20 protein-coding genes and 2 pseudogenes are annotated in these 20,448 nt (G+C 49.1%); 13 read left to right on the forward strand and 9 right to left on the reverse strand.

Features of this window, described 5'->3' with window-relative positions; translation table 11 throughout:
* Positions 1-235: 235 nt before the first annotated feature.
* Positions 236-1,888 (forward strand): S-layer homology domain-containing protein, encoded by a 1,653-nt coding sequence (locus tag HRQ63_RS13430; RefSeq protein ID WP_172244476.1) that lies wholly within the window; start codon positions 236-238, stop codon positions 1,886-1,888.
* A 137-nt stretch (positions 1,889-2,025) separates the two neighbouring features.
* Here the strand turns inward: HRQ63_RS13430 and HRQ63_RS13435 are convergent, their stop codons facing one another.
* Both HRQ63_RS13435 and HRQ63_RS13440 read right to left on the reverse strand, forming a co-directional pair.
* Positions 2,026-3,090 carry a hemolysin family protein gene (locus HRQ63_RS13435; RefSeq protein ID WP_172244478.1) on the reverse strand — a complete coding sequence of 355 codons (1,065 nt, stop codon included), beginning with the start codon at positions 3,088-3,090 and terminating at the stop codon, positions 2,026-2,028.
* A 166-nt stretch (positions 3,091-3,256) separates the two neighbouring features.
* Positions 3,257-4,558 carry a hemolysin family protein gene (locus HRQ63_RS13440; RefSeq protein ID WP_172244480.1) on the reverse strand — a complete coding sequence of 434 codons (1,302 nt, stop codon included), beginning with the start codon at positions 4,556-4,558 and terminating at the stop codon, positions 3,257-3,259.
* A 369-nt stretch (positions 4,559-4,927) separates the two neighbouring features.
* On the opposite strand from HRQ63_RS13440, the gene HRQ63_RS13445 reads away from it, so the two are divergent.
* Complete coding sequence (locus HRQ63_RS13445; RefSeq protein ID WP_172244482.1) at positions 4,928-5,878, forward strand: sulfurtransferase; 951 nt, start codon at positions 4,928-4,930, stop codon at positions 5,876-5,878.
* Between the two features lie 309 nt (positions 5,879-6,187).
* Here the strand turns inward: HRQ63_RS13445 and HRQ63_RS13450 are convergent, their stop codons facing one another.
* Positions 6,188-7,267, reverse strand: coding sequence for an AlbA family DNA-binding domain-containing protein (locus HRQ63_RS13450; RefSeq protein ID WP_172244484.1), 1,080 nt, complete (start codon positions 7,265-7,267; stop codon positions 6,188-6,190).
* 192 nt (positions 7,268-7,459) lie between these two features.
* On the opposite strand from HRQ63_RS13450, the gene HRQ63_RS13455 reads away from it, so the two are divergent.
* Both HRQ63_RS13455 and HRQ63_RS13460 read left to right on the forward strand, forming a co-directional pair.
* The gene (locus HRQ63_RS13455; RefSeq protein ID WP_172244486.1) at positions 7,460-8,014 is read left to right on the forward strand and encodes a hypothetical protein; all 555 of its coding nucleotides are present in this window, start codon (positions 7,460-7,462) and stop codon (positions 8,012-8,014) included.
* Positions 8,015-8,029: 15 nt separating this feature from the next.
* Complete coding sequence (locus HRQ63_RS13460) at positions 8,030-8,224, forward strand: hypothetical protein (RefSeq protein WP_172244488.1); 195 nt, start codon at positions 8,030-8,032, stop codon at positions 8,222-8,224.
* Between the two features lie 69 nt (positions 8,225-8,293).
* Here HRQ63_RS13460 and HRQ63_RS13465 read toward each other — a convergent pair whose 3' ends face one another.
* The 3 genes and pseudogenes from HRQ63_RS13465 to HRQ63_RS13475 form a co-directional block, all read right to left on the reverse strand.
* The gene (locus HRQ63_RS13465) at positions 8,294-8,935 is read right to left on the reverse strand and encodes a site-specific integrase (RefSeq protein ID WP_280529311.1); all 642 of its coding nucleotides are present in this window, start codon (positions 8,933-8,935) and stop codon (positions 8,294-8,296) included.
* A 127-nt stretch (positions 8,936-9,062) separates the two neighbouring features.
* Positions 9,063-9,335: pseudogene (locus tag HRQ63_RS26370) on the reverse strand (tyrosine-type recombinase/integrase); the annotation flags it as partial.
* 240 nt (positions 9,336-9,575) lie between these two features.
* Complete coding sequence (locus tag HRQ63_RS13475) at positions 9,576-10,334, reverse strand: Crp/Fnr family transcriptional regulator (protein ID WP_172244494.1); 759 nt, start codon at positions 10,332-10,334, stop codon at positions 9,576-9,578.
* Between the two features lie 224 nt (positions 10,335-10,558).
* Here HRQ63_RS13475 and HRQ63_RS13480 point away from each other — a divergent pair, with 224 nt between their 5' ends.
* The gene (locus HRQ63_RS13480) at positions 10,559-11,581 is read left to right on the forward strand and encodes an S-layer homology domain-containing protein (protein ID WP_172244496.1); all 1,023 of its coding nucleotides are present in this window, start codon (positions 10,559-10,561) and stop codon (positions 11,579-11,581) included.
* A 208-nt stretch (positions 11,582-11,789) separates the two neighbouring features.
* Here the strand turns inward: HRQ63_RS13480 and HRQ63_RS13485 are convergent, their stop codons facing one another.
* A complete protein-coding gene (locus HRQ63_RS13485; RefSeq protein ID WP_172244498.1) occupies positions 11,790-13,016 on the reverse strand; it encodes an S-layer homology domain-containing protein in 1,227 nt (408 codons plus the stop codon).
* Positions 13,017-13,130: 114 nt separating this feature from the next.
* Positions 13,131-13,619 (reverse strand): ankyrin repeat domain-containing protein, encoded by a 489-nt coding sequence (locus HRQ63_RS13490; protein WP_172244500.1) that lies wholly within the window; start codon positions 13,617-13,619, stop codon positions 13,131-13,133.
* Between the two features lie 227 nt (positions 13,620-13,846).
* On the opposite strand from HRQ63_RS13490, the gene HRQ63_RS13495 reads away from it, so the two are divergent.
* From HRQ63_RS13495 to HRQ63_RS13525, 7 genes and pseudogenes are all read left to right on the forward strand, one after another.
* Positions 13,847-14,659 (forward strand): DUF5677 domain-containing protein, encoded by an 813-nt coding sequence (locus HRQ63_RS13495; RefSeq protein ID WP_172244502.1) that lies wholly within the window; start codon positions 13,847-13,849, stop codon positions 14,657-14,659.
* A gap of 242 nt (positions 14,660-14,901) precedes the next feature.
* Positions 14,902-15,246 (forward strand): annotated as a pseudogene (locus tag HRQ63_RS26415) (sulfurtransferase); the annotation flags it as partial.
* A 201-nt stretch (positions 15,247-15,447) separates the two neighbouring features.
* Positions 15,448-16,035: a TetR/AcrR family transcriptional regulator gene (locus HRQ63_RS13505; RefSeq protein ID WP_172245090.1), complete on the forward strand. Its 588-nt coding sequence runs from the start codon at positions 15,448-15,450 to the stop codon at positions 16,033-16,035.
* A 19-nt stretch (positions 16,036-16,054) separates the two neighbouring features.
* On the forward strand, positions 16,055-16,876 hold the full coding sequence (locus HRQ63_RS13510) for a substrate-binding periplasmic protein (RefSeq protein ID WP_172244504.1): 822 nt from the start codon (positions 16,055-16,057) through the stop codon (positions 16,874-16,876).
* A gap of 42 nt (positions 16,877-16,918) precedes the next feature.
* On the forward strand, positions 16,919-17,563 hold the full coding sequence (locus tag HRQ63_RS13515; protein ID WP_172244506.1) for an amino acid ABC transporter permease: 645 nt from the start codon (positions 16,919-16,921) through the stop codon (positions 17,561-17,563).
* Positions 17,564-17,579: 16 nt separating this feature from the next.
* Complete coding sequence (locus tag HRQ63_RS13520) at positions 17,580-18,326, forward strand: amino acid ABC transporter ATP-binding protein (RefSeq protein WP_172244508.1); 747 nt, start codon at positions 17,580-17,582, stop codon at positions 18,324-18,326.
* Between the two features lie 69 nt (positions 18,327-18,395).
* Positions 18,396-18,830, forward strand: a complete 435-nt coding sequence (locus HRQ63_RS13525) for an OsmC family protein (protein WP_172244510.1) — start codon at positions 18,396-18,398, stop codon at positions 18,828-18,830.
* A 79-nt stretch (positions 18,831-18,909) separates the two neighbouring features.
* Here HRQ63_RS13525 and HRQ63_RS13530 read toward each other — a convergent pair whose 3' ends face one another.
* Positions 18,910-19,833, reverse strand: coding sequence for a VanZ family protein (locus HRQ63_RS13530; protein ID WP_172244512.1), 924 nt, complete (start codon positions 19,831-19,833; stop codon positions 18,910-18,912).
* A gap of 222 nt (positions 19,834-20,055) precedes the next feature.
* Between HRQ63_RS13530 and HRQ63_RS13535 the strand changes: the two genes are divergently transcribed.
* Positions 20,056-20,415, forward strand: a complete 360-nt coding sequence (locus tag HRQ63_RS13535; protein ID WP_172244514.1) for a hypothetical protein — start codon at positions 20,056-20,058, stop codon at positions 20,413-20,415.
* The last annotated feature ends 33 nt before the right edge of the window (positions 20,416-20,448 follow it).

The raw sequence follows: 20,448 nt of genomic DNA on the forward strand, positions 1-20,448 counted from the left end.
CGTACGCGCGAACAGAAATCCGATAAACGATACGTTTTATCCCATTTTGCATGCTTATAATTTTGACTACGCTTTCATTTTTTGTTACGGTAAAAGAACGATGATGGATTGTGACCGCATGCTGGGCAAAACCTGATCGGGTCGGCAGAACGAGAAACCTCTCTTCTGCGGACGCCGTTTGGGTTTTTTTGCGTGTCCGATCCTTGATGATTCATACTTAAACGGAGGGATGAACATGAAAAAGAGAACAGGCTTAACCTTGATTGCCGCGTTGGCATTAGGCGGCGTACCTTTAGGAGGAGCGACGCCGGGAGCAAACGCGGCAGAAACGAATGCCGCAGCGAAGTCGCTTCAAATCACCGCGCATACCTATATCGGCGATGCAGGGCGCATGGCCGAATCGTTCGAATTGGTTTTACCGGCAAACTCTTCGTATACGGGTCTTCAAGCATCCGACTTTGACATCACGGGCAACTATGACGGCTACCCGCTGAACGCGGCAGGAGAGATCGTGCAGGAAGAGTATGAGGACGACGGCATCCAACTGACGCGAGACGGCAATGTGCTGTCGATGACGGTGAAACCTTTCAAATATCCGGGCGGCTATGTATCGGATTTTGCCGTCGTCAATAAGCGTTATCCGGAGCTATCCTTCAGCGCGGAGCAGGTGTCCGAGGTCGAGACGCGCACGGTGGATGATTTCGAGGCGGGCAACATTACGGGAACGAACGGTGAAAGCCTGACCTACCAACTGAAACTGTCCGAGAGTACGAAGGCGCAACCGCTTGTGGTCTGGTTGCATGGCGGCGGAGAAGTCGGAACGGATAATTTCAAGCAGTTGACGGAAAATCGGGGAGCGACGGTCTGGACGGAATCGGGCTACGATACGTCGGTGCTGGCTGTACAATTTCCGGAAAACTACGGCTGGAAAATCTACGATAATACGGAAGAACTGACGCGGATGCAGAACTTTTTTGAAGTACAAGTTGAATTGATTGATCGCCTTGTTTCCGAAGGGAAAGTCGATCCGCAGCGGATTTACGTGGTGGGACCTTCGAGCGGCGGGGGAGGAACGTTCCGTTTTCTGATGCAATACCCGAATAAGTTCGCCGGGGCGATCGCGATTGCGGCTAAGGATACGATTGCGGATTACGAAGGGTCGGTGGACGCGTTCAAGCAGGAATTGAAGGATATTACCGATACGCCGGTATGGATAGTCCATGCCGAAAACGATCCGACGACGGACAGCCGCACCAGTACGCTCGCGTATCAGGCATTAGCGGAAATGGGCGCGGCGCACGCGAAGCTGACCCTCTACGACGACGCGTTTATGGACGCAGGACGTTTTTACGGCGGAATGAAGCATTGGTCGTGGGTTCCGGTGTTTAACGACAAGGAGATGCTGGAGTGGCTGTTTGCTCAGAAAAACCAACAATTCGCGCGTCCCGTCACTCTCGAAAAAGACGCATCCGTAACGCGCGAAGATTTGGCGAGAGTGCTGGCGCAGCGCCTGAATCTGGAAGAAGTACGGGGAACGTCGATCTACGCGGATACGGCTGACTCTTTCCACGACTTGGCGATCCGGCAGTCTTCTGCGGCAGGTGTAATGCAAGGCGTCGGCGGTGACCGTTTTGCGCCTGATCTGGCTGTAACCCGAGCGCAATTGGCGGTGCTGGCCGATCGGGTGCTGGGCGATGAGGATGAAGCGGACGCGGCTTCTGCATATACCGATGTGCCGACCTCGTACTGGGCTGCCAAGGCGATCGCGCACGCGACTTCCGAGGAAATCATGCAAGGGACAAGTCCGAATACTTTCGAACCGAACCGTCTGGTGACCGGAGCGGAAGTCGAAGCGGTTTTGGAGAAATTGGCGGCTGCAAAGCAATAAAAGAAAAACGTTCAGCGGCGCGATGTCGGCGTCAAAAGCAAGGTAGGGAGGCCCAAATAGAAGTCGAAGCAAAAAAGCCCCGGTCTCCGTTTAGGCGGAAGCCGGGGCTTTGCGTGGAATGAACGTTGAAAAGAATCTTACAGAGGGGCAAGCGGCAATCTTACGCCGTCTGCCTCGTCGCGGATATCGCCGACGATCTCCTCCAAAATGTCTTCCATGGTCACGAGACCGATCGTACGGCCCGACGTATCGGCTACGGAAGCCATGTGCACGCGGCTTTGCTGCATGCTGAGCATGACTTCGCGGAGCGTGGCGGTCTCCGCGAACCGAGGCAGCTTGTGGATAAAGCCTTCGATCCGTCCGTCGCGTCCCGCCGCGATCGCGGTCAGGACTTCTTTGCTATGCACGAATCCGATAAAAGCATCGGGATTGCCGTTGGTTACCGGATAACGGGTATATTCGTGCTCGCTGAGTTTTTCGATCAGATCGTCCTGCGGAACTTCTTTGGCGATCTTGACGATCTTGTCCGCCGGGATCATGATCTCGCGCAGTTGACGATCATCGAAAGCAAAGATGTTTTGCAGATAAGCCTGTTCGGTCTTGTTGATCTCGCCGCTCTCGTAACTTTGCTCGACCAGCCATTTCAGTTCTTCCTCGGAGTGAACCGATTCGTGTCCGGCAGGCTTGACGCCGAATGCGCGAAGCAGCAGCGTTGCGGAACCGTTAAGCAGGCGAATAAACGGAGCCGTGACGCGTCCGAAGCGATACAGCGACGGCGCGAGCATCAGGGTCATTTTTTCGGAAAATTGAATCGCCAGCGTCTTCGGCGCAAGCTCGCCGATGACGACGTGCAAGAAGGTGACGAGCGCCAAGGCGATACCGTAAGACAATACGGTCGATACGGCTTCCGATACTTCAAAGCGTTCGAATACCGGTCGGAGCATTCGTTCGACGGTCGGTTCGCCAAGCGCACCCAATACGAGCGCTGTGATGGTGATGCCCAATTGACAGGCGGAGAGATAGTAGTCGAGGTCTTGAGCCACTTTTTTCGCCATGACGGCTTTTTTGTTTCCGTCGGCGATCAGTTGGTCGAGTCTCGACATCCGGACTTTCAGTATCGCGAATTCAGCGCCGACGAAGAAGGCCGTAAGACCGATAAACACGGCGACCAGAAATAGGTTTAAGGCAATTGTTCCGTCCAATAAATTCCCTCGTAAGAGGGATTCACCTCCAGAAGTTTCGGATTATTTGGTTGATTGATGACTTTCTGTTCGATGGTGCTGCGAGAGTTGCCCGGTGCGACACTGAGCGTATTTTACTGCTCGGTATAGTTAAGTCGCACTCGCTGGGTGAGGAACGGAAAGTTTATTATTCCGTGTAATTAAGTCTCACCTGTTTGATCTGCAGGTCGTCTTTTTCCACTATGGTCCAAACGTGACCGTTTTCGATCAGCTTCTCGCCTTCGCCAGCCGCGGTGCCTTTGCGATGTTGAATCCAGCCCCCGATGGTATCGGTGTCGCTGCGTTCCTCGAACTTCACGCCGAAGCGCTTCTCCAGCTCGTCCAGCAGAACCCGGCCGTTGACGACATACTCGCGTTCGTCCGTTTGACGGATCTCGGCGATCTCGTCGGCGTCGAACTCGTCGCGAATTTCGCCGACCAGCTCCTCAAGCACGTCCTCCATCGTCACGATTCCGGCGGTACCGCCGTATTCGTCGACGACGAGCGCGATGTGCATGCGTTCCTGCTGCATTTTGATCATCGTTTCCTGAATCGGCGTCGCTTCCGATACGATCGGAATCCGGCGGATGAATTCTTCCAGCCTGCGCGCGCGTCCGGCGATGATGTGGGGAAGCATCTTTTTCGCGTTGACGACTCCGATAATCCGGTCTTTGCTGCCTTCTTCGGTGACCGGATAGCGGGTATAGTTGTTCTCATCGAGCACCGCGATCAATTCCGCGTAATCCATGTCCTTATCGATGGTAACGAGCTGCGTTCGCGGCACCATGATATCGCGCGCCACGCGCTCGTCGAACGAAAACACGTTTTCCATATACGAAAGCTTGGTTTCATTGATCTCGCCGCCTTCAAAACTCTGCGCCATGATGATTTTCAGCTCGTCTTCGGAGTACACGTCTTCGTGTCCCGCCGGCTTGACGCCGAACATCCGAAGCAGCACGCGCGCCGCGCCGTTAAGCGCCCAGATGAACGGGTACATGACGCGTCCGAACCAGTACAGCGAAGGAGCGAGCAGCAGCGTCATCTTTTCCGCGAACTGAATCGCCAGCGTCTTCGGAGCCATCTCGCCGACGACCACGTGCAGGAACGTCACGAGGAAAAAGGCGATAGCATAGGAGACGACGGAAGCCGTGGCGTCCGAGACGTTCAACCATTCGAATACCGGATAGAGAAGCAGCTTGACGGCAGGTTTGCCGATCGCGCCCAGACCGAGCGCGGTTACGGTAATGCCGAGCTGACAGGCGGACAGGTAGTAGTCAAGGTCTTGAGCGACCTGCTTGGCCCGTACGGCCTTCTTGTTGCCTTCCGTGATCAACTGGTCGAGCCGGGATACCCGTACTTTAACGACCGCGAACTCCGATGCGACGAAGAATGCGGTGAGCGCGAGCAGTACGGCAAGAATCAATAAATTGACGATCGTCATTAGGTCCAATAAGTTCCCTCGTTCGAGGGATTCACCTCCAGTAAATTTTTAACGTTTAAAGCAGCTGCGCCTCTTCAATGCGGGTTCCGTATGAAAGAGACAGGTCAAAGAAACGGTGGTCAACGATGATGTGTGGTTAAACGCCTTCCCAAGTCTGCTGCCTCCTCCCTGAATGTATTACTAGATACTATACCATAACCTTTAGTAACCGTGCAGCATCACGTTAGGGTTCACAAATTCGAAAAAATTTTTGACTGCGCTTATGAAAAGGGCGATGTTGGATTTTAAACAGCGAAGGTGCTATTCTGATGAAAAGTTTCGCTTGCCGAACATACGGTGTATATCGGAAACAGGAAGAAGAAAAAAGGAGAGACGACCATGCAAAATATCGTATCGAACAAATGGCTGCTGGCCCGACTGTACGAGCCGGAGCAGACGATCGTGGACTGCCGTTACATCTTGGGGCAGCCGGACGCGGGACGCGAAGCTTTCGAACAGGATCATATTCCGGGCGCGATCCATATGGACTTGAAAAAAGATTTGTCCGCTCCGGCTTCCGATCACGGAGGACGCCATCCGCTGCCGGAACCGGAAGAATTCGCCGCGAAACTCGCGAAGCTCGGCATCGGCAACGATACGCGCGTTATCGCTTACGATGACGAAGGCGGCATGAACGCGGCGCGGCTGTGGTGGATGCTGCGCTGGATCGGGCATGAGAACGTGGCGGTGCTGGATCGCGGCTTCACGGCATGGAAAGAAGCCGGCTTCCCGGTCGACGACAAGCAGGCGGTACGCGTGCCTTCGACTTTCATACCGAACGTGCAGCAGCACCTGGTAACGGACGTGAACGAGGTGCAGCGGATCGTCGGCACGATCAAAGCGGAACAGATCGTGGAAGGCGTCGAGCAGGAGATGGCGGCCGAGCGCGGCGATGTGCCGGTGCAGGACATCGTGATCCCCGCGGCCGGCGATCCGACGGTCTTTTTCACCCCGGTGCTGATCGATTCCCGTGCTCACGACCGTTACCTGGGCCAGAACGAGACGATGGACCAGGTCGGCGGCCATATTCCGGGCGCGATCAATTTCTTCTGGAAGGATCTATTTAATGAAGACGGATCGTACAAAAGCACGGAGGAACTGGAGAAACACTTCGAGACCGTGGACAAAGAAGCGGAGATCGTCGTGTACTGCGGCTCCGGCGTGAGCGCGACGCCGAACGTATTGGCGTTGGAGCAGGCCGGGTTCAAAAGCGTGCGGCTGTATCCGGGAAGCTGGAGCGATTGGATCTCGTATGACGATAATCCGATCGGGACGGGGGAAGAAGTTTAAGTTGGTTTGGAATAGGGAAGCCCGCGAGAGACGCGGGCTTTTTTGTGTTGCTGGGAATTGTATAAGTACACGGCGCAGAGGATCAGGACGACTATCTTCAAGTATTCCGATGTACCCGAAGTCAACAAGGAGTCAACGCTGGGTTGGAGAAAATGTTTTCTGTAGGCAACAAGAAATACACGCCCCAAAGTACACGGGGCGTGTGGAAATGGCGCGATGAAACGAAGATGTGCCACGTAGAATCAACGAGACTGTAGGGATTTTGAGAGTTTAATCAACGAACAGCCAACGATCTTTGGTCCTGCACTTTCAAGGCGTTCTTTGAGGATATTTTTTAAATCCAAAAGCATTCCAAAGTGCATCGTAAATTATGTTTAGCTTATCCGAAACGTCTTCTCTTCCTTCTATGAGAATCTCTGGAAAGACTAGAACATCTTCATTAAGTGGTTCGGGTGTATCGAAAGAGAAACCGTCAATAATAAATTCATGCCCACTTACTCCGAATAATGAAACGGATATATAAAAAGGTTCTACCATTTCCATAAGCTCATAGTTTCTAATGTTTTGGTGAACAAATTCGGAGATTTTCTGAACAAAATATAAAGATGCTATTTTGTTTTCTCTAGTTAGTCGAATAGTAAAACCTTCAATAATTCCATTTCTGAAAATTTGAGTAATTGAATGATTTCTTGCAGTAGATACAATGCCATTAAAATTAATTCTCGGGTTCCATTCGGCGCTTGCTAAAGGCTTTAAGCTCAATTGATCATATAACGATAAATCAAGGATATTTCGATTTTCAAAACAAGATACAGGAATGAGCTGTATTAGCATGAAAGATTGATTAGGATACTGAGCATAATAATGAAGCGCTCTTTCTTCTCTAAAGCGATTTATTTTTTCAGAGAACTCGTCACTTTCATTAAACATTTTCCGCAATTCAAACACATCTAGTGGGAATTTTCCGTTAGACTTTCGAGAATAAAATTTCCCGGAATTTTTTACTCGGTGTGGACGAAGTGAACTGCGTTTGATTCTGAATAGAAAAACATATTTATTCTCATCTACTTTAAAAACTTTGCTTTCTACATTAGGAAGTTTAGGTTCCACACCATTTTGAAGGATGTTCATATATTTTAAAAGCTCTTTATCAGAATCAGATGTGGTAATTCCTTTCAATACGACATCTGCATTTTCGGGGGCATCAATCCCTAGAAACAGATCACCGCCGTGAGAATTCGCAAAAGAAGTGATTGCCGCGCAAAATGAATCAGGATGGGGAAATTCACTTTTGAATTCATGATATTGATCTTCTTTCATGTTGAATTCTTCAATTTGCTTAATCTCGTCCAAGTTAATCTCATCCATTTTTTTACTATATGTGACCATTAAATCACCCCTTAATTTCGATATTATACTAATTATTTTATGTATAAAAGTAAGAAGATTCAAGTTAACTTCTATGATAAAAGACCTAAGTGTTATTGCCTGAATCTATGGAAAATAAAAAATAATGTTGATCTTTGAAGAATTGTTGATGTAAGATATACCTATAAATTCAAATTGATTAGGAGAAAAGACATGTCTGACCCGTCCTCTGGTACACCACCAATCCCAGAAGTAGATTCTAATGAGTTCCCTTCAGCTGATTTGCTACTTTCTATAGTACAAAGAGAGTATGATATTGAGAACAACAGAAAGTCTACTTTAGAAACAAGAGCCGGTGTTTTGATTCCTATCATTGTAACATTGTTAACATTTTTGGTTTCTTTTTTTAAATTTGAAAGTTTTAAAAATGCAAAAATCGATTATGCTATTGAAGGATTCATTTATACTTCTTATATGCTTCTGTTAATTATTTCAGTAGCTTTATTACTTATAAGCTTGTACTATTTTATTAAAGTTTTGTCAGTAAATAAATATGAAAGATTAAACGTTGATGATGTAGAAGAGTCCCATGCTAGAACGGAAAAGAATAGATTAGCTTTAGGCTATGCTTTAAAATACAGTGAAATTCTTAAAGGAAATAATCCTTTAAATGAAACTAAAGCGATACAATATCAGAGAGGTTGTTATTGCACAGTGGGTGCTGTATTACCGGCTTTAATTATGATTGTTCTTTCTCAGTTCCTTTAAAAGGAGGTGTATAGTATGGCTCAAAAACCTATTGATTACTATTTGCGTAATATTGGCAAGGGTACACAGGCTAAAGATGAAAAAACTCCTGTCATCAAAACGAAAAGTGTTCTTGAAGGCGCAGATAGTATGATCACCACACGTACAGAACATTTCACTCAGTCCTCTGAAATTCGTGAAGAAAAGAAGCTCAAACCAGAAGAAGATTAAAATCGTTGCTTAGTCTAGATCAAGTTTGATGATTGATGTAGACTAAGCAGTTTTTATATTAAGATGTTTTCAAAATAATAACTTGTCAAAACGGCGTGCGGCTTCATAATCAATCCCATACGTATGCGAATAACGATCAAGCGTAATTCCTACAGAAGAATGCCCAAGCCGTTCAGATACAATCTTCGGATGCACATTCTGCTTGAGCAGCAGCGAAGCATGCGTATGCCTGAGATCATGGAACCGGATCTTCGGCAACCCAGATTTCTTTAGCATGTCCAGCCAGCGCGTTTCAAAATAATACGGGTTGATCGGCAAACCTCGTTTGGTTTGACTAACCAGCCCAAAATCTTTGTAATTCGGTCCTGCGGCCAGCTTGTCCTGCGCTTGCAGGGCTTTTTGTCGTTTCATTGCTGCAACTACAATTTCCGGCATTGCGATCGTTCGGATTCCGGCTTTCGTCTTTGGCTCATGGAAGGCATGACCATGTTCGCCACGCGTGTAGGAATGCTTGACGGTAAGAGTCTTGGCCTCCAGATCAACATCGATCCAACGGAGTGCGATGGCTTCGCCCCGACGTAGTCCGCAAGCAGCTGCCAGCAAGATGATCATGTAGTAGCGGTATGGCTTCGCGTAGTCGAGAAACTGTGAAAGCTCGTCGTTTGTCCAGACGTTTGTTTTGGCTTTTGGGATTTTTGGCGGCTTGACCAGTGGCTACATTGCGATGGAGCGTTTCGTGTCTGACGGCTATAGCCAGTGCATCGTGCAAAACCTTGTGAACGTGATTCACGGATTGTGGTGACAATCCATCTTCAACCCGTAGCCTTTCGTACATCGCGACTAGGTGAGCCGATTTGAGCTTGGCTATCGGGATCTGTCCAAGCTTCGGGATGATGTGATAATTCACTAGCCACTTGTAAGTTTTCATTGTGCCGGGTCTAACGTTTGGTCGCTTTAACTCTAGATATTTCAAAAAATAATCCTGTACACTCTCCGTAGTTTCTTCAATGTAACTTCCCCGCCCAAGTTCCGTTAGCATTTTAGCCAATGCTTGTTCGGTTTTTTTCTTTGTAACAAATCCCGCCTTCATCTTCTGCCGACGTTTCCCCAATCTCCCTGCGCGTGGCGGTTTAACGCAACCATTTGGTCGGTTTCACCTATGGCTTTTAGTACACCCTCCTATACTAAAATCTAAAATGATCCAAGCATGGCCCATCGTAATGCGACAATAAAATCTCATGTACCCCTGTATCCGAAAGGTCGATTTGTGCGGAAGAACACAAAAAAATAGCGGAAGTACGCACAGAAACGCTGGCGTAAATCCACTATAATAGAAGTTAGTTAAACGGTATTACGAGTGCCTAAAATGCGAAGTGTTGAGATCGTATTTGTGTGTGGAATGCCAAAGACGTTCGCTACCCGGTTGGGTTTCTCCTCCAGACAACCTTTTTAGCACGTCCAGTTTCAAGATGTAGGTCCGGCGATTCTTTAGCTCAATGACACCTTGATCATGAAACTCTTTCAGGATTCTTGCGGCACTTTCCCGACCTACACCGATCATGTTGGCGAAATGCTGCTGTGTGATCTTCCAGTCGATCAACAGTCCGCTTTCGGTTTCTTTGCCGAAATTGGAGTGAAGGTCTAGCAGAAGATTAGCTACTCGAATTCTGACATCAAGAAACGCCAGATATTCGAGCTTCCGATCCGCTTGACTAAGACGTTCGCTGAGTATGTAGATGGTTTTGCGTAAAATGGCCGGGTAACGTGCTACAAGCTCTTCTATAGCCGAACGAGTCACGACCCAAAGCGTTGTTTTCTCAATTGTAGCAACAGAAGCTGTGCGATGATTATCGTGGTGGAAAATCTCAAGTTCACCAATCGCTTCTCCAGGGAATTGGTGTCCGAAGATGATTTCCCGGTTTTCATCATGACGGTAGATCTTGAGTGCACCGGATTTGATGATATACATCTCGTGTCCTTCATCGCCATGCATGTACAACACCTGGCCTTTGTTGAACGTCTTTTCCCGGAACTTTGAGCTTACCCATTCAACATCTTCGTCTTTGACGATATCTTTAAAAAACGGAGTGTCGGTTACGGAATGGTACAACGGTGTATCCCCTCTATTCTCTTGTAAATCTTTTATTTTCCAATCTTTATTATAAAACTTGTTGCTCCGTTTGCATAAGCCCCTTTTTAAGGTTTGCTTGCACGCAGGCGGCCGAAGCAACAAGAAATACCCGTCTCTTGTAGACACGGTTCTTGACAAGCAGACGATTTGGATTATTTGATGAACGGGCGTTTTACTTTGAACATAACGGAGGGATAAAAAGAATGAACGCTTTTGGAAAGAAACTGCTGGGGGTGATTGGAGGGGTTACGCTTTCCATAACTCTTGTAGCGGGAAATGTAAGTGCAGCGAACCAATTCGATGATGTCAAAAAGTCCAACTGGGCTTATTCCACCGTCCAGTGGGCCATCGCAAACAACGTCGTAAAAGGATATCCGGATGGTACATTCCGACCGGAGAAACAGGTTTCTGAATCCGAATTCCTCATGATGTTCATCTCGGCCTACCAGAAGGTTACACCGACTAAGGGCCAGAAGCACTGGGCGGATCCGGTGTACGTCATCGCAAAGAACCTCAACTGGCCTGTCAACGGTGTAAGTAACGACGCCGTTGGACGAGCTACACGGGAACAAGCGATTACGCGGGGTGAAGTTGCGAACATTATAGCCGGCGCAAACGGTGTAAACCTTGTTGACGCTGCAGCCATCCAGTACCTGCTTACTAACAACCTGGCCGCTGGTAAAACGGGCAACACGGTAGCCGGTTACAAAGGAAATGATTACCTCACACGTGCGGAAGCCGTAGCTTTCATCCAGCGTGTAAAAACTCGTGGTCTTGAAACGCTTAAAGAGCGCCCAAGATTCCCGAGCACGCCTGCAACGCCTACACCAACGCCGCAAGTTCCAAGCGGCATTAAAGGTGTACAAGCTGCTATCGAGAAAGTAATCGCAGGATCGAATACGTACAAAGGATACACAACGGAGTCTAGTGCAGAAGGTATGGTCATCAGAAGTACAGCAGGGAAGACATCTGTAGCTTACCGTATACCGGAAAGCAAGTCCGCAAGCGGTCGCGTTATCTCGTTCAGAGCAAGCGAAACGGCGAGCCTGAAACTTGCAGTAGAAACTCTGCAAGCAGCTGGCGTTAAAGTACCGGATAGCTTCGTAAACACCCTGCAAAGCGCTGTTAAAACGGGTAAGGACACAACGCAGAAAGTGGGCAACTACACTGTAACGGTGTCCCCGGATCCAACAGCGTACGATTCGCTTTACATTTACTTCAAGTAATAAATTAGACCCTCACTGAAGTAGTGGGGGTCTTTTCATGTAAATGTGTAATCGACTAAATACTATTATTTGATACGGACAATCACTTACCTAAACAAACTGTACACAGTATAACTAAGAACATGAACAGACCCCAGAGCATGTACTCCAGGGCCTTTATCTTATTTACTATTTACAAGCTTCATGTTAGTTCCGTCTTTAGCATACATCAGGATGTCATCCGTGTTGTTTTCGTATTTTTTCCTACACTGCGTCCGACTCCCCAGAATCTCTTCGCTGTACTCTGGCTAAGATACGGCACGCTCTTGTACAGACCATTCACTTTTTCTAGATGGAACCCGCCGAATGTTACACCGTAATCCGTGGTCTCCGATTGTGCCAAGTTACCAATGCCTATAGATGGATCCATCGTAGAGTTCTGGAATACTGTACTTGTAAGCTTATATGGATCCATATTTGCCTTTGCCGTTTGCTCAGTAAGAATTACATATCCTGTACGCCAGTTCCACGTGTCTTTACTAAACATATCTGTGTAGATGCTGTGCTTTGCCTTCGTCTGTACATCAAGATCTAGCAGGATCATCCGGTGTACTTTTACATCAGCAACAGCGCTCTTCATCTTAATGTCTTTCCCAATCATTTCTTTAAACGTTGACGTGTTATTTGTCTTTACGTACTCAAGTGGTGTAAACGACGTTACGTTTGTGCCTGTAGTCGCAACTTCCCGAAGCTCGTTAAGGGCTGTGTACCCGGAGGCTTTACTTCCTTCAACCCCCATGTAGCGAATCAGAATGCTTGCAACCTCTGCCCGCGTTACATTGGCACGAGGTTTAAAGCTGCCTTTCGTGTCTCCCATCATGATTCCCGTACCCATCATGACTGAAATGTTCGGGATGTTAGATTTATTCAGACCGCCTTTGTAGAACTCCGTGACCGGTACAAGCGCGTAAGGCCCGGCTACATCACTCAGTGCCTTATTGAACTCTGCACTTGATGCCGCAAGCCCTGTAGCCAACCACTTTGCAATTTCTTCTCTGCTCATTGCAGTGTTTGGTTTAAGACCGGCACTGTAGTCCGTTTTCTTTACAAAGCCAAGCGCTGTAATTTTGTTTACACTGGCGTAGGCGTAGTTATTTTTCGCTACATCACTGAATGCCACACCAGTCATGCTTGGGGTTTGCTTCGTAGCCCGAGCCAGCATCACCGCAAATTCCCCGCGTGTAACGTTACTTCCTGGTTTGAAGCTACCATCTGCATATCCTTTAACGAGTCCAAGGTTCGCCGCTTGTTTAATGGCAGCTTCAGCCCAGTGGCCGGAAATGTCGGTGAATGACGTAGTGGCTGCATGTGCTGTATCTAACTTTGTGAGCGGTGCAGTGCCAAGAAGAAGCGTAGTGGCCATAGCACCTAGAAGAAGTTTTTTAAGTTTATTCATATGTTAAACCCCCAATCACAGACTACTTACAGCATACTGGACACGTATCTAAGGTTCTGTGCGTAACCAGACAACAAAACTGTGCTGCACATCACAAAACTTTGTTTTACAGAGTTAGGCCCGTAAAACCCCGTTGCCCAGCAAAAAATGTACAGCCTCCGTTTGAAAGTTGTCGATGGCTTCAGAAAGTGCTGTGCGGCCATCCCCGGATCTGTAATTAAGATCAGCATTATGTTCAAGAAGGAGCTTTATACAGGACAAGTTTCCTCTAGCTGCAGCCACCATCAGCGGGGTTTCTCCAGAATCTTGTACGATGGAAGCATCGGCACCTTGTTCTAACAGAAAAGCAATAAGCGAAGAATCGCCAAGCTTACAAGCAAAGCTAAGCAGAGTTCTGCCGCCGAAATCTTGTACGTTCACATCCAATCCATACTGGAGAAGCATGCGTAACAAAGTCTCGTCAGCCATTTCTACGTATTTGTACATGAGGGCTGGCACTGTGGAAATGATCTCGGCATGACCGTGAAGGAGAAGCGAACAGGGCAAATAATCTTGGTGTTGTGCATGGTGCAAAAATCGCTCTATTTCTTGAGTAAATAACATAGACTCGCTCCTTTTGGAAAAAAAGGAACATGTGGGTGACCCGGAAATCAAGAGAATTTCATTTTGTGAAAAGTAGCATATCAAATCATTTTTCATCGTCTACCTTATCGAACTTATAGACTCAATTATTGTTTAGGAAAATCGATTAAGATTCGTCATACTTACACCCTAGTAAACTGTAAAAGTGGTCATATATAATAGATTTAAAAACATATTGGAGGTACAAAATGAAAATAAAAAATGTCCATCAATTGTTAGAGTATTGTATATCATTTGCCGAAGAAGAGTTAAATTCTTTTTTGAAAAATAGTAATAATAAAGCTGAAGAAAGCATAATCGTTGCAGCTCTATATAGATCAATTCTTGAGTTAAGTCTTAGTGCTAAAATTAGTGCCGAAAATGGTTTACGCGTTTCAAACGAATTGAACTACAGAAGTTTTCTTGAACACTACTTGACATTAAAATATATACTAAAAGATGCAAAAAAGTTTAAACGTCGTGCGACAGCGTACAAAGTGTCATATCATCTCATACAGATTGAAAGTGCCGCTTTGCTTATGGACACCTATGAAGAACTAGGCATCGATAAAGAGCAAATGGAAGAAATCAGAAAAATGCATATCGAAATTATAGAGCAGCCTGAATACGCGTCTATAAGAAATGAATACGAAAGGATGAAAAGAAATTCCAAATATAAACAATACCCTAAATGGTATTCTCTTAACAATGGACCCACAAGTGTAAATCAATTAATAAAAGCAAGTGAAGATGACCCGCGTTTTATGAAATATTTGTATGGATCTCTGTCTCAAAGTGCACATGGTTATTTGGCGTTGCGTGACTGGCATTCAAAAGGATTACTGCCGTTACAGGCTAAAGTTGACCCAAATGAAGATAACTTCAATTTAGGGGTTTTCGCTTCATTTTTAGCGACTTCTACTCAGCGATTTATTATAGCTGTTCATCCAGAACATAAACTTAAATTGGAGAGGTTTTATAGCGACTATATCTCCGCGAAAACAGAGTTAGGGCTTATGTAAATGTAGAAGAAAAAATCGTACCTTTAGCGGTCGACGACAAGCAGGCGGTACGCGTGCCTTCGACCTTTATCCCGAACGTGCAGCAGCATCTGGTGACGGACGTGAACGAGGTGCAGCGGATCGTCGGCACGATCAAAGCGGAACAGATCGTGGAAGGCGTCGAGCAGGAGATGGCGGCCGAGCGCGGCGACGTGCCGGTGCAGGATATCGTGATCCCCGCGGCCGGCGATCCGACGGTCTTTTTCACCCCGGTGCTGATCGATTCCCGTGCTCACGACCGTTACTTGGGCCAGAACGAGACGATGGACCAGGTCGGCGGCCATATTCCGGGGGCGATCAATTTCTTCTGGAAGGACCTTTTTAATGAAGACGGATCGTACAAAAGCACGGAGGAACTGGAGAAACACTTCGAGACCGTGGACAAAGAAGCGGAGATCGTCGTGTACTGCGGCTCCGGCGTGAGCGCGACGCCGAACGTATTGGCGTTGGAGCAGGCCGGGTTCAAAAGCGTGCGGCTGTATCCGGGAAGCTGGAGCGATTGGATCTCGTATGACGATAATCCGATCGGGACGGGGGAAGAGGTTTAAGTTGGTTTGGAGCAGGGAAGCCCGCGGCGGACGCGGGCTTTTTTCGTCGCTCAGAAATCTGCTTGACAATACCTGAGTTATCCCATAGGATTTAAAAATAAGAACTGACTGACTCGTCAATCGGGAAGGGGATACAGATTGCCTAACGATGAATCGAATGAGGAAAAGAGCAAGGAACTGATCGATCGAAAAACTCAATTGATGGAGATTGCTTTAGAGAAGTTCGCCAGGCTGGGCTATCATCAAACGAAGATATCCGACATCGTATCCGAAGCGGGCGTCGCGCAGGGCACTTTCTATTGGCATTTCAAAAGCAAGGAAGCGATCGGGCTGGAGATTATCGAGCAGGGCAAAGAACGTCTGCTGCAGGTGATCGACCAAGGCTATCGGCAGGATCCGGGAGATATCGACGACATGGTCAAAGCTTCGGAAGCTTTATTCCTCCGATTGTTCGGTTTCGCCGAGGATAACCGTCATCTGATGGAGATCCTATTGACTGGCAACGGAGCCGACCTGACGATCAGGCAAAGCATTGCCGCGGCCCGGAACGCGATGGAGCAGGGCTTTCGGCGCAATATTCAACGGGCGAAAGAGCTGCGCATGCTGCCGGAAGAAATCGACGTCGAGCTTCGCGCCGCTCTGCTGATGAGCATGTGCGAAGGCCTGCTCTCGCGCTGGCTGTTCGGCTCGGGCGATATGCATGCCAAGATCGCGGAGTCGGATGCCGGAAATTTGGCGGGCGAGTTGGCGAATTTCGAGTTTTACGGATTATTGGGAAAGTCCAGATAAGGATAAGGGGAGAAAAAAGATGATGAAACGTAAATGGGCAGGAATGACTCTCGCGGCACTGACAACGTTCAGCCTGGTGCTGAGCGGGTGCGGAGGAAACTCGAACTCGGGAGCGGCATCCGCGAACGAATTGGAGCAGATCAAAAAAGCCGGCTTGATCAAGGTCGGCACGATGGGCACTTACCCGCCGTACACCTTTTTGAACGAACAAAAAGAAGTGGACGGTTTCGATCCGGATATCGCCAAAGAAGTCGCCAAGCGCATCGGAGTGAAAGCGGAATTCACGACGCAGGAATTTTCCGGATTGATCCCGAGCCTTCAGGCGAAAAAATTCGACGTCGTGGTCAGCCAAGTCACGATCACGGACGAACGCAAAACGCAGATCGATTTCACCGATCCCTACATCACGAACCAAGTCAAAATCATCGTGAACGAGGGCAACGGCGATATCACGAAGCTGGAAGATTTCAAAGGCAAAAAAGTAGGGGTCGGACTCGGCACCAACGACGAAACGTATCTGCGTACCGAGGTTTTGCCGCAAGTCGGCGATTTCGAAATCAAGACTTACGATGACGTCATTACGTCGCTGAAAGACTTGGATGCGGGCCGCATCGACGCCACGATCAACAACCTGTATGCCTTGAAGCCGATCGTGGACGAGAACGGGTTCAAGATCAAAGCGGTAGGCGAACCGATCAAATCGGACGAAGCCGGCATCGCTCTTCGCAAAGACAATGCGGAGCTGCAGGAAGCCATGAACAAAGCGTTGGCGGATATGAAGGAAGACGGCACCTACGATACGATTTTCAAAAAATGGTTCGGCGAAGCGCCGGCCAAATAAATACGGGAACATTCGCCCTCCGGCAGAAAGGCGGTAGAATCCATGCAGCTCGTGTTCGACAATCTGCCCTTCTTGCTGAAGGGCGCAGGGTTTACGTTATTGCTGACGATCGTGTCCATGTTCTTCGGTCTGATGATCGGACTGGTCGTGGCGATCGCCCGTCTCAAAGGCAATCGGCCGATTCGCTGGCTGGCCCGCGTCTATGTATCCATCATTAGGGGCACGCCGCTTTTGGTGCAGATCGTGATTATTTATTACGGGGTCGTGGATTACGGGATCACGTTGGGCTCCTTGACGGCGGCCTATATCGCGCTCAGCGTGAATGCCGGCGCTTATTTGTCCGAGACGTTTCGCGGAGCGATTCTTTCGGTTCCCAAAGGTCAGTTGGAAGCCGCGTATTCGACCGGCATGACGCCTTGGCAGGCGATGCGCCGGGTCGTGCTGCCGCAAGCCATGCGCATCGCGATCCCGCCGATGGGCAATACGTTTATCGGCATGCTCAAAGAAACGTCGCTCGTTTCGGTCATTACGGTCAGCGAGCTGCTTCGTCAAGCGCAGCTGCTGATCGCTCAATACTACCAATACATGCCTTTTTATTTGGCGATCGGCGTGATGTATTGGGTCATGAGTACGGGGCTGTCCTTCATCTTGGAACGCTTCGAACGCAGACTGGCCAAAGCTTACTGAACATGGAGATGAAGCGATGATAACGACGACAGGTTTGTCCAAACATTTTCAGGATCTCGAAGTGTTGAAAAATATCGATCTTCAAGTGGCGGCGAAGGATATCGTGGTCGTGCTGGGGCCGAGCGGTTCGGGCAAAAGCACGCTGCTGCGCTGCCTGAACGGTCTGGAAGACATTTCGGGCGGCAGCTTCGAAGTGAACGGCATTCGGGTGGAGTCGGCGGCTTCCAAGCGCGCGCGCCAGCAGGCCACGCGCGAGATTCGGAAGCAAAGCGGCATGGTATTCCAGCAGTTCAACCTGTATCCGCATATGACCGCGCTCGGCAACGTGACCGAAGGCTTGATCACCGTGAAAAAGCTGCCCAAAGAGCAGGCCGTAGCGATCGGCCGCAAGCTGCTGCACCGCGTCGGGCTCGCGGACCGCGAAGACTATTATCCGTCCCGACTCTCGGGCGGGCAGCAGCAGCGGGTCGCGATCGCCCGTTCGCTGGCAATGGAACCGGCCGTCATGCTGTTCGACGAACCGACTTCCGCGCTGGATCCCGAACTGGTCGGCGAAGTGCTGAGCGTGATGCGCGAGCTGGCTCAAGAAGGCATGACGATGCTGGTCGTGTCGCACGAAATGAAGTTCGCCCGCGAAGTGGCGACCAAAGTCGTGCTGATGGCGGACGGAAACATCGTCGAAGAAGCGGCTCCGCAGAGCTTTTTCGAAGACCCCCAGCAAGAGCGGACACGCAAATTTTTGCGTCAGATTAATGAAATTTAAGTCAAAGTAAGGTTTAAGTCAAAGTAAGGTTTAAGTCAAAGTAAAGTTTAAGGAAGAAGGTTATTCATCATGAACGTATCGACAATCTGGAAAGGCGGCCGCAAGTTCGATTCGACCGGACCCTCCGGTTACTCCGTAGGCATGGACGCCACGCCGAAGTACGGCGGGAACGGCGAAGGCATGACGCCGATGGAACTGCTGTTGGCCGGACTCGGAGGCTGCATGGGGATCGACATCACCATGATTTTGGATCGGTTTTTGTCCGACATTACCCGCATCAAGATCCAAGCCGAAGGAACGCGCAAAGAAACCAACCCGTCGGGCTTTACGTCGATCGATCTGTTTTTCCGTATCGACGGCAGCGTTCCCGATTATCGGATCTGGAAAGCGCTGCTGATGGCCGAAGAAAAGTACTGCGCAGTCTCCGACTCGCTCAAAGCGGACATTAACCTGCGTTTGATCCTTAACGGGGTAGAAGTAGAGAAGCCTGAAAAATCCGCTTAACGAGTCTGTTTCATTCCATTAAAAAAGCCGTCGGCGTTAATCACGCCGACGGCTTTTCTTTTTTTGATACCTTCCCCGTTTATTCCCATCGATGCTGAAGCTTCCGATATCCGACATCCCAAGCTTGTTCGCCGCCTTCCAACGTAAGCGTCAGCTCGGCGGGCTGGTCGAAATGCCATTCGAATACGTCCGGCGCGTGCTGTTGATATTGTTCGGAATTGGACAAGACCTCCTGCCCGTTCACGGATACGCGGATGCTGCCTTCGAAATCGCCCGAGTCGGGAATGCCGTACTGCAAGTAAAAATAACTCGCTTTGTCGTCGAGCTTGTAGCGGTAGGTCTTCGTTTTCCGGTCTTCGGCGCCGTACAGGTTGAATTCAGGCATAACGGTTTGACCGCCGATTTCAAAAGGACGCGGCTCGACGTTCTCGGCCGAAGATCCGCCGCCGTTTTCCCATTCGTTCAAAGCGACGAAAGGACCCGGCTTTTCGGCGATAACCCAATCGACGCCGAAGCCGACCGTCCAGTTCGCGGCCAGCAGCAGCGCGACGGAGACGGCCATGACGGCCAAACTTTTCTTTACGTTTTGAACGCGTTTGCCGATCGCGTAAGCCGCGAATCCGATCGCCGCGCCGACCGAGTTTTGCAGCGCGTCGTTAATATCGAAGCTGCCGAGCAGGGTCAGCGCCTGAACGGTTTCCAGCACTAGAATAGACGCGAAGAAACCGAGCATGAAGCGAACGAATTTCACTCCGTACAACCAAGGAATCAAGATGCCGAAAGGAATGAACGCCGCCGTATTGCCCCAGCCTACGAGGTCCATCAGCGTCGGAGGAAACAGTTCGGAAGGATTCGGCAATTTCAAAAAATTATCGAGTTCGAAAATAAACGTGTATTGATCCGCTGCCGTATCGCCTCTGCCGAAAGCGAAAAACATGAAGTACAGGATCAAAAGCGTGTACAACAGCGTTGCGTAAAAGATAAGTTTGCGGGATTTTGACATGGTCTTCTCCTTCGGGAATACGTTCTTGAGATCTGATGGATAAGACGGCGCCCGAGTCTGTTTTGTATCCGATCCTTTGAATTTTTTCTCTGAAAAACAACATCGGGCCGAGTGCGGACGTTCATCATAAAGAGAAGCTGCGGTACCGTCTCCATGTATTGGGTATGTTAAAGCAAGGGCAAATGCCGCACGCCGACATTCATATCGGAAGGAACGTGACCCATGGACGACCCATTTTTCGAATTCGGACGCAAGTCCGCTTTGGAGCTGATCCGTACCTTATTTTATGCGGGGCTGCTGCCGATCCTGTATGCCGCTTACCGGTTCGGGAAGATGTTCGCTCTGATGCACCCGATTCAAGGCATGTCTCTTCAGTCGGACGGTTTTTATGCAGGAAGCGAAAGGCCCGGCTGGATTTTGGGCTTGATCGCGGGCGGCGCGGCGTTGATCGTGGCCGTGATCGTATGGAAAGCGGTCTGCGAGATGCTGCTTGTCGCGCTGAGATACTTCGAGCGGGGAACGGGCGGCGGGAATGACCGAAGGAAGCGGGCGCAAACGAACGGACGGCGCAAGCGTTTCTGAAAAAAAGAACGGCACGACAGAGGGAGGGGAAGC

Origin of the sequence: Saccharibacillus endophyticus (genome assembly GCF_013185185.1) — a bacterium.
GTDB classification, from domain to species: Bacteria; Bacillota; Bacilli; order Paenibacillales; family Paenibacillaceae; genus Saccharibacillus; species Saccharibacillus endophyticus.

What these genes read in the sequence shown, in the direction of transcription:
- HRQ63_RS13505 (WP_172245090.1), top strand. Translation starts at nt 15,448, where the DNA reads ATGGAGATTGCTTTAGAGAAGTTCGCCAGGCTGGGCTATCATCAAACG.
- HRQ63_RS13510 (WP_172244504.1), top strand. Translation starts at nt 16,055, where the DNA reads ATGATGAAACGTAAATGGGCAGGAATGACTCTCGCGGCACTGACAACG.
- HRQ63_RS13490 (WP_172244500.1), bottom strand. Translation starts at nt 13,619, where the DNA reads ATGTTATTTACTCAAGAAATAGAGCGATTTTTGCACCATGCACAACAC.
- HRQ63_RS13530 (WP_172244512.1), bottom strand. Translation starts at nt 19,833, where the DNA reads ATGTCAAAATCCCGCAAACTTATCTTTTACGCAACGCTGTTGTACACG.
- HRQ63_RS13430 (WP_172244476.1), top strand. Translation starts at nt 236, where the DNA reads ATGAAAAAGAGAACAGGCTTAACCTTGATTGCCGCGTTGGCATTAGGC.
- HRQ63_RS13495 (WP_172244502.1), top strand. Translation starts at nt 13,847, where the DNA reads ATGAAAATAAAAAATGTCCATCAATTGTTAGAGTATTGTATATCATTT.
- HRQ63_RS13520 (WP_172244508.1), top strand. Translation starts at nt 17,580, where the DNA reads ATGATAACGACGACAGGTTTGTCCAAACATTTTCAGGATCTCGAAGTG.
- HRQ63_RS13525 (WP_172244510.1), top strand. Translation starts at nt 18,396, where the DNA reads ATGAACGTATCGACAATCTGGAAAGGCGGCCGCAAGTTCGATTCGACC.
- HRQ63_RS13455 (WP_172244486.1), top strand. Translation starts at nt 7,460, where the DNA reads ATGTCTGACCCGTCCTCTGGTACACCACCAATCCCAGAAGTAGATTCT.
- HRQ63_RS13445 (WP_172244482.1), top strand. Translation starts at nt 4,928, where the DNA reads ATGCAAAATATCGTATCGAACAAATGGCTGCTGGCCCGACTGTACGAG.
- HRQ63_RS13515 (WP_172244506.1), top strand. Translation starts at nt 16,919, where the DNA reads ATGCAGCTCGTGTTCGACAATCTGCCCTTCTTGCTGAAGGGCGCAGGG.
- HRQ63_RS13460 (WP_172244488.1), top strand. Translation starts at nt 8,030, where the DNA reads ATGGCTCAAAAACCTATTGATTACTATTTGCGTAATATTGGCAAGGGT.
- HRQ63_RS13480 (WP_172244496.1), top strand. Translation starts at nt 10,559, where the DNA reads ATGAACGCTTTTGGAAAGAAACTGCTGGGGGTGATTGGAGGGGTTACG.
- HRQ63_RS13535 (WP_172244514.1), top strand. Translation starts at nt 20,056, where the DNA reads ATGGACGACCCATTTTTCGAATTCGGACGCAAGTCCGCTTTGGAGCTG.
- HRQ63_RS13450 (WP_172244484.1), bottom strand. Translation starts at nt 7,267, where the DNA reads ATGGTCACATATAGTAAAAAAATGGATGAGATTAACTTGGACGAGATT.
- HRQ63_RS13485 (WP_172244498.1), bottom strand. Translation starts at nt 13,016, where the DNA reads ATGAATAAACTTAAAAAACTTCTTCTAGGTGCTATGGCCACTACGCTT.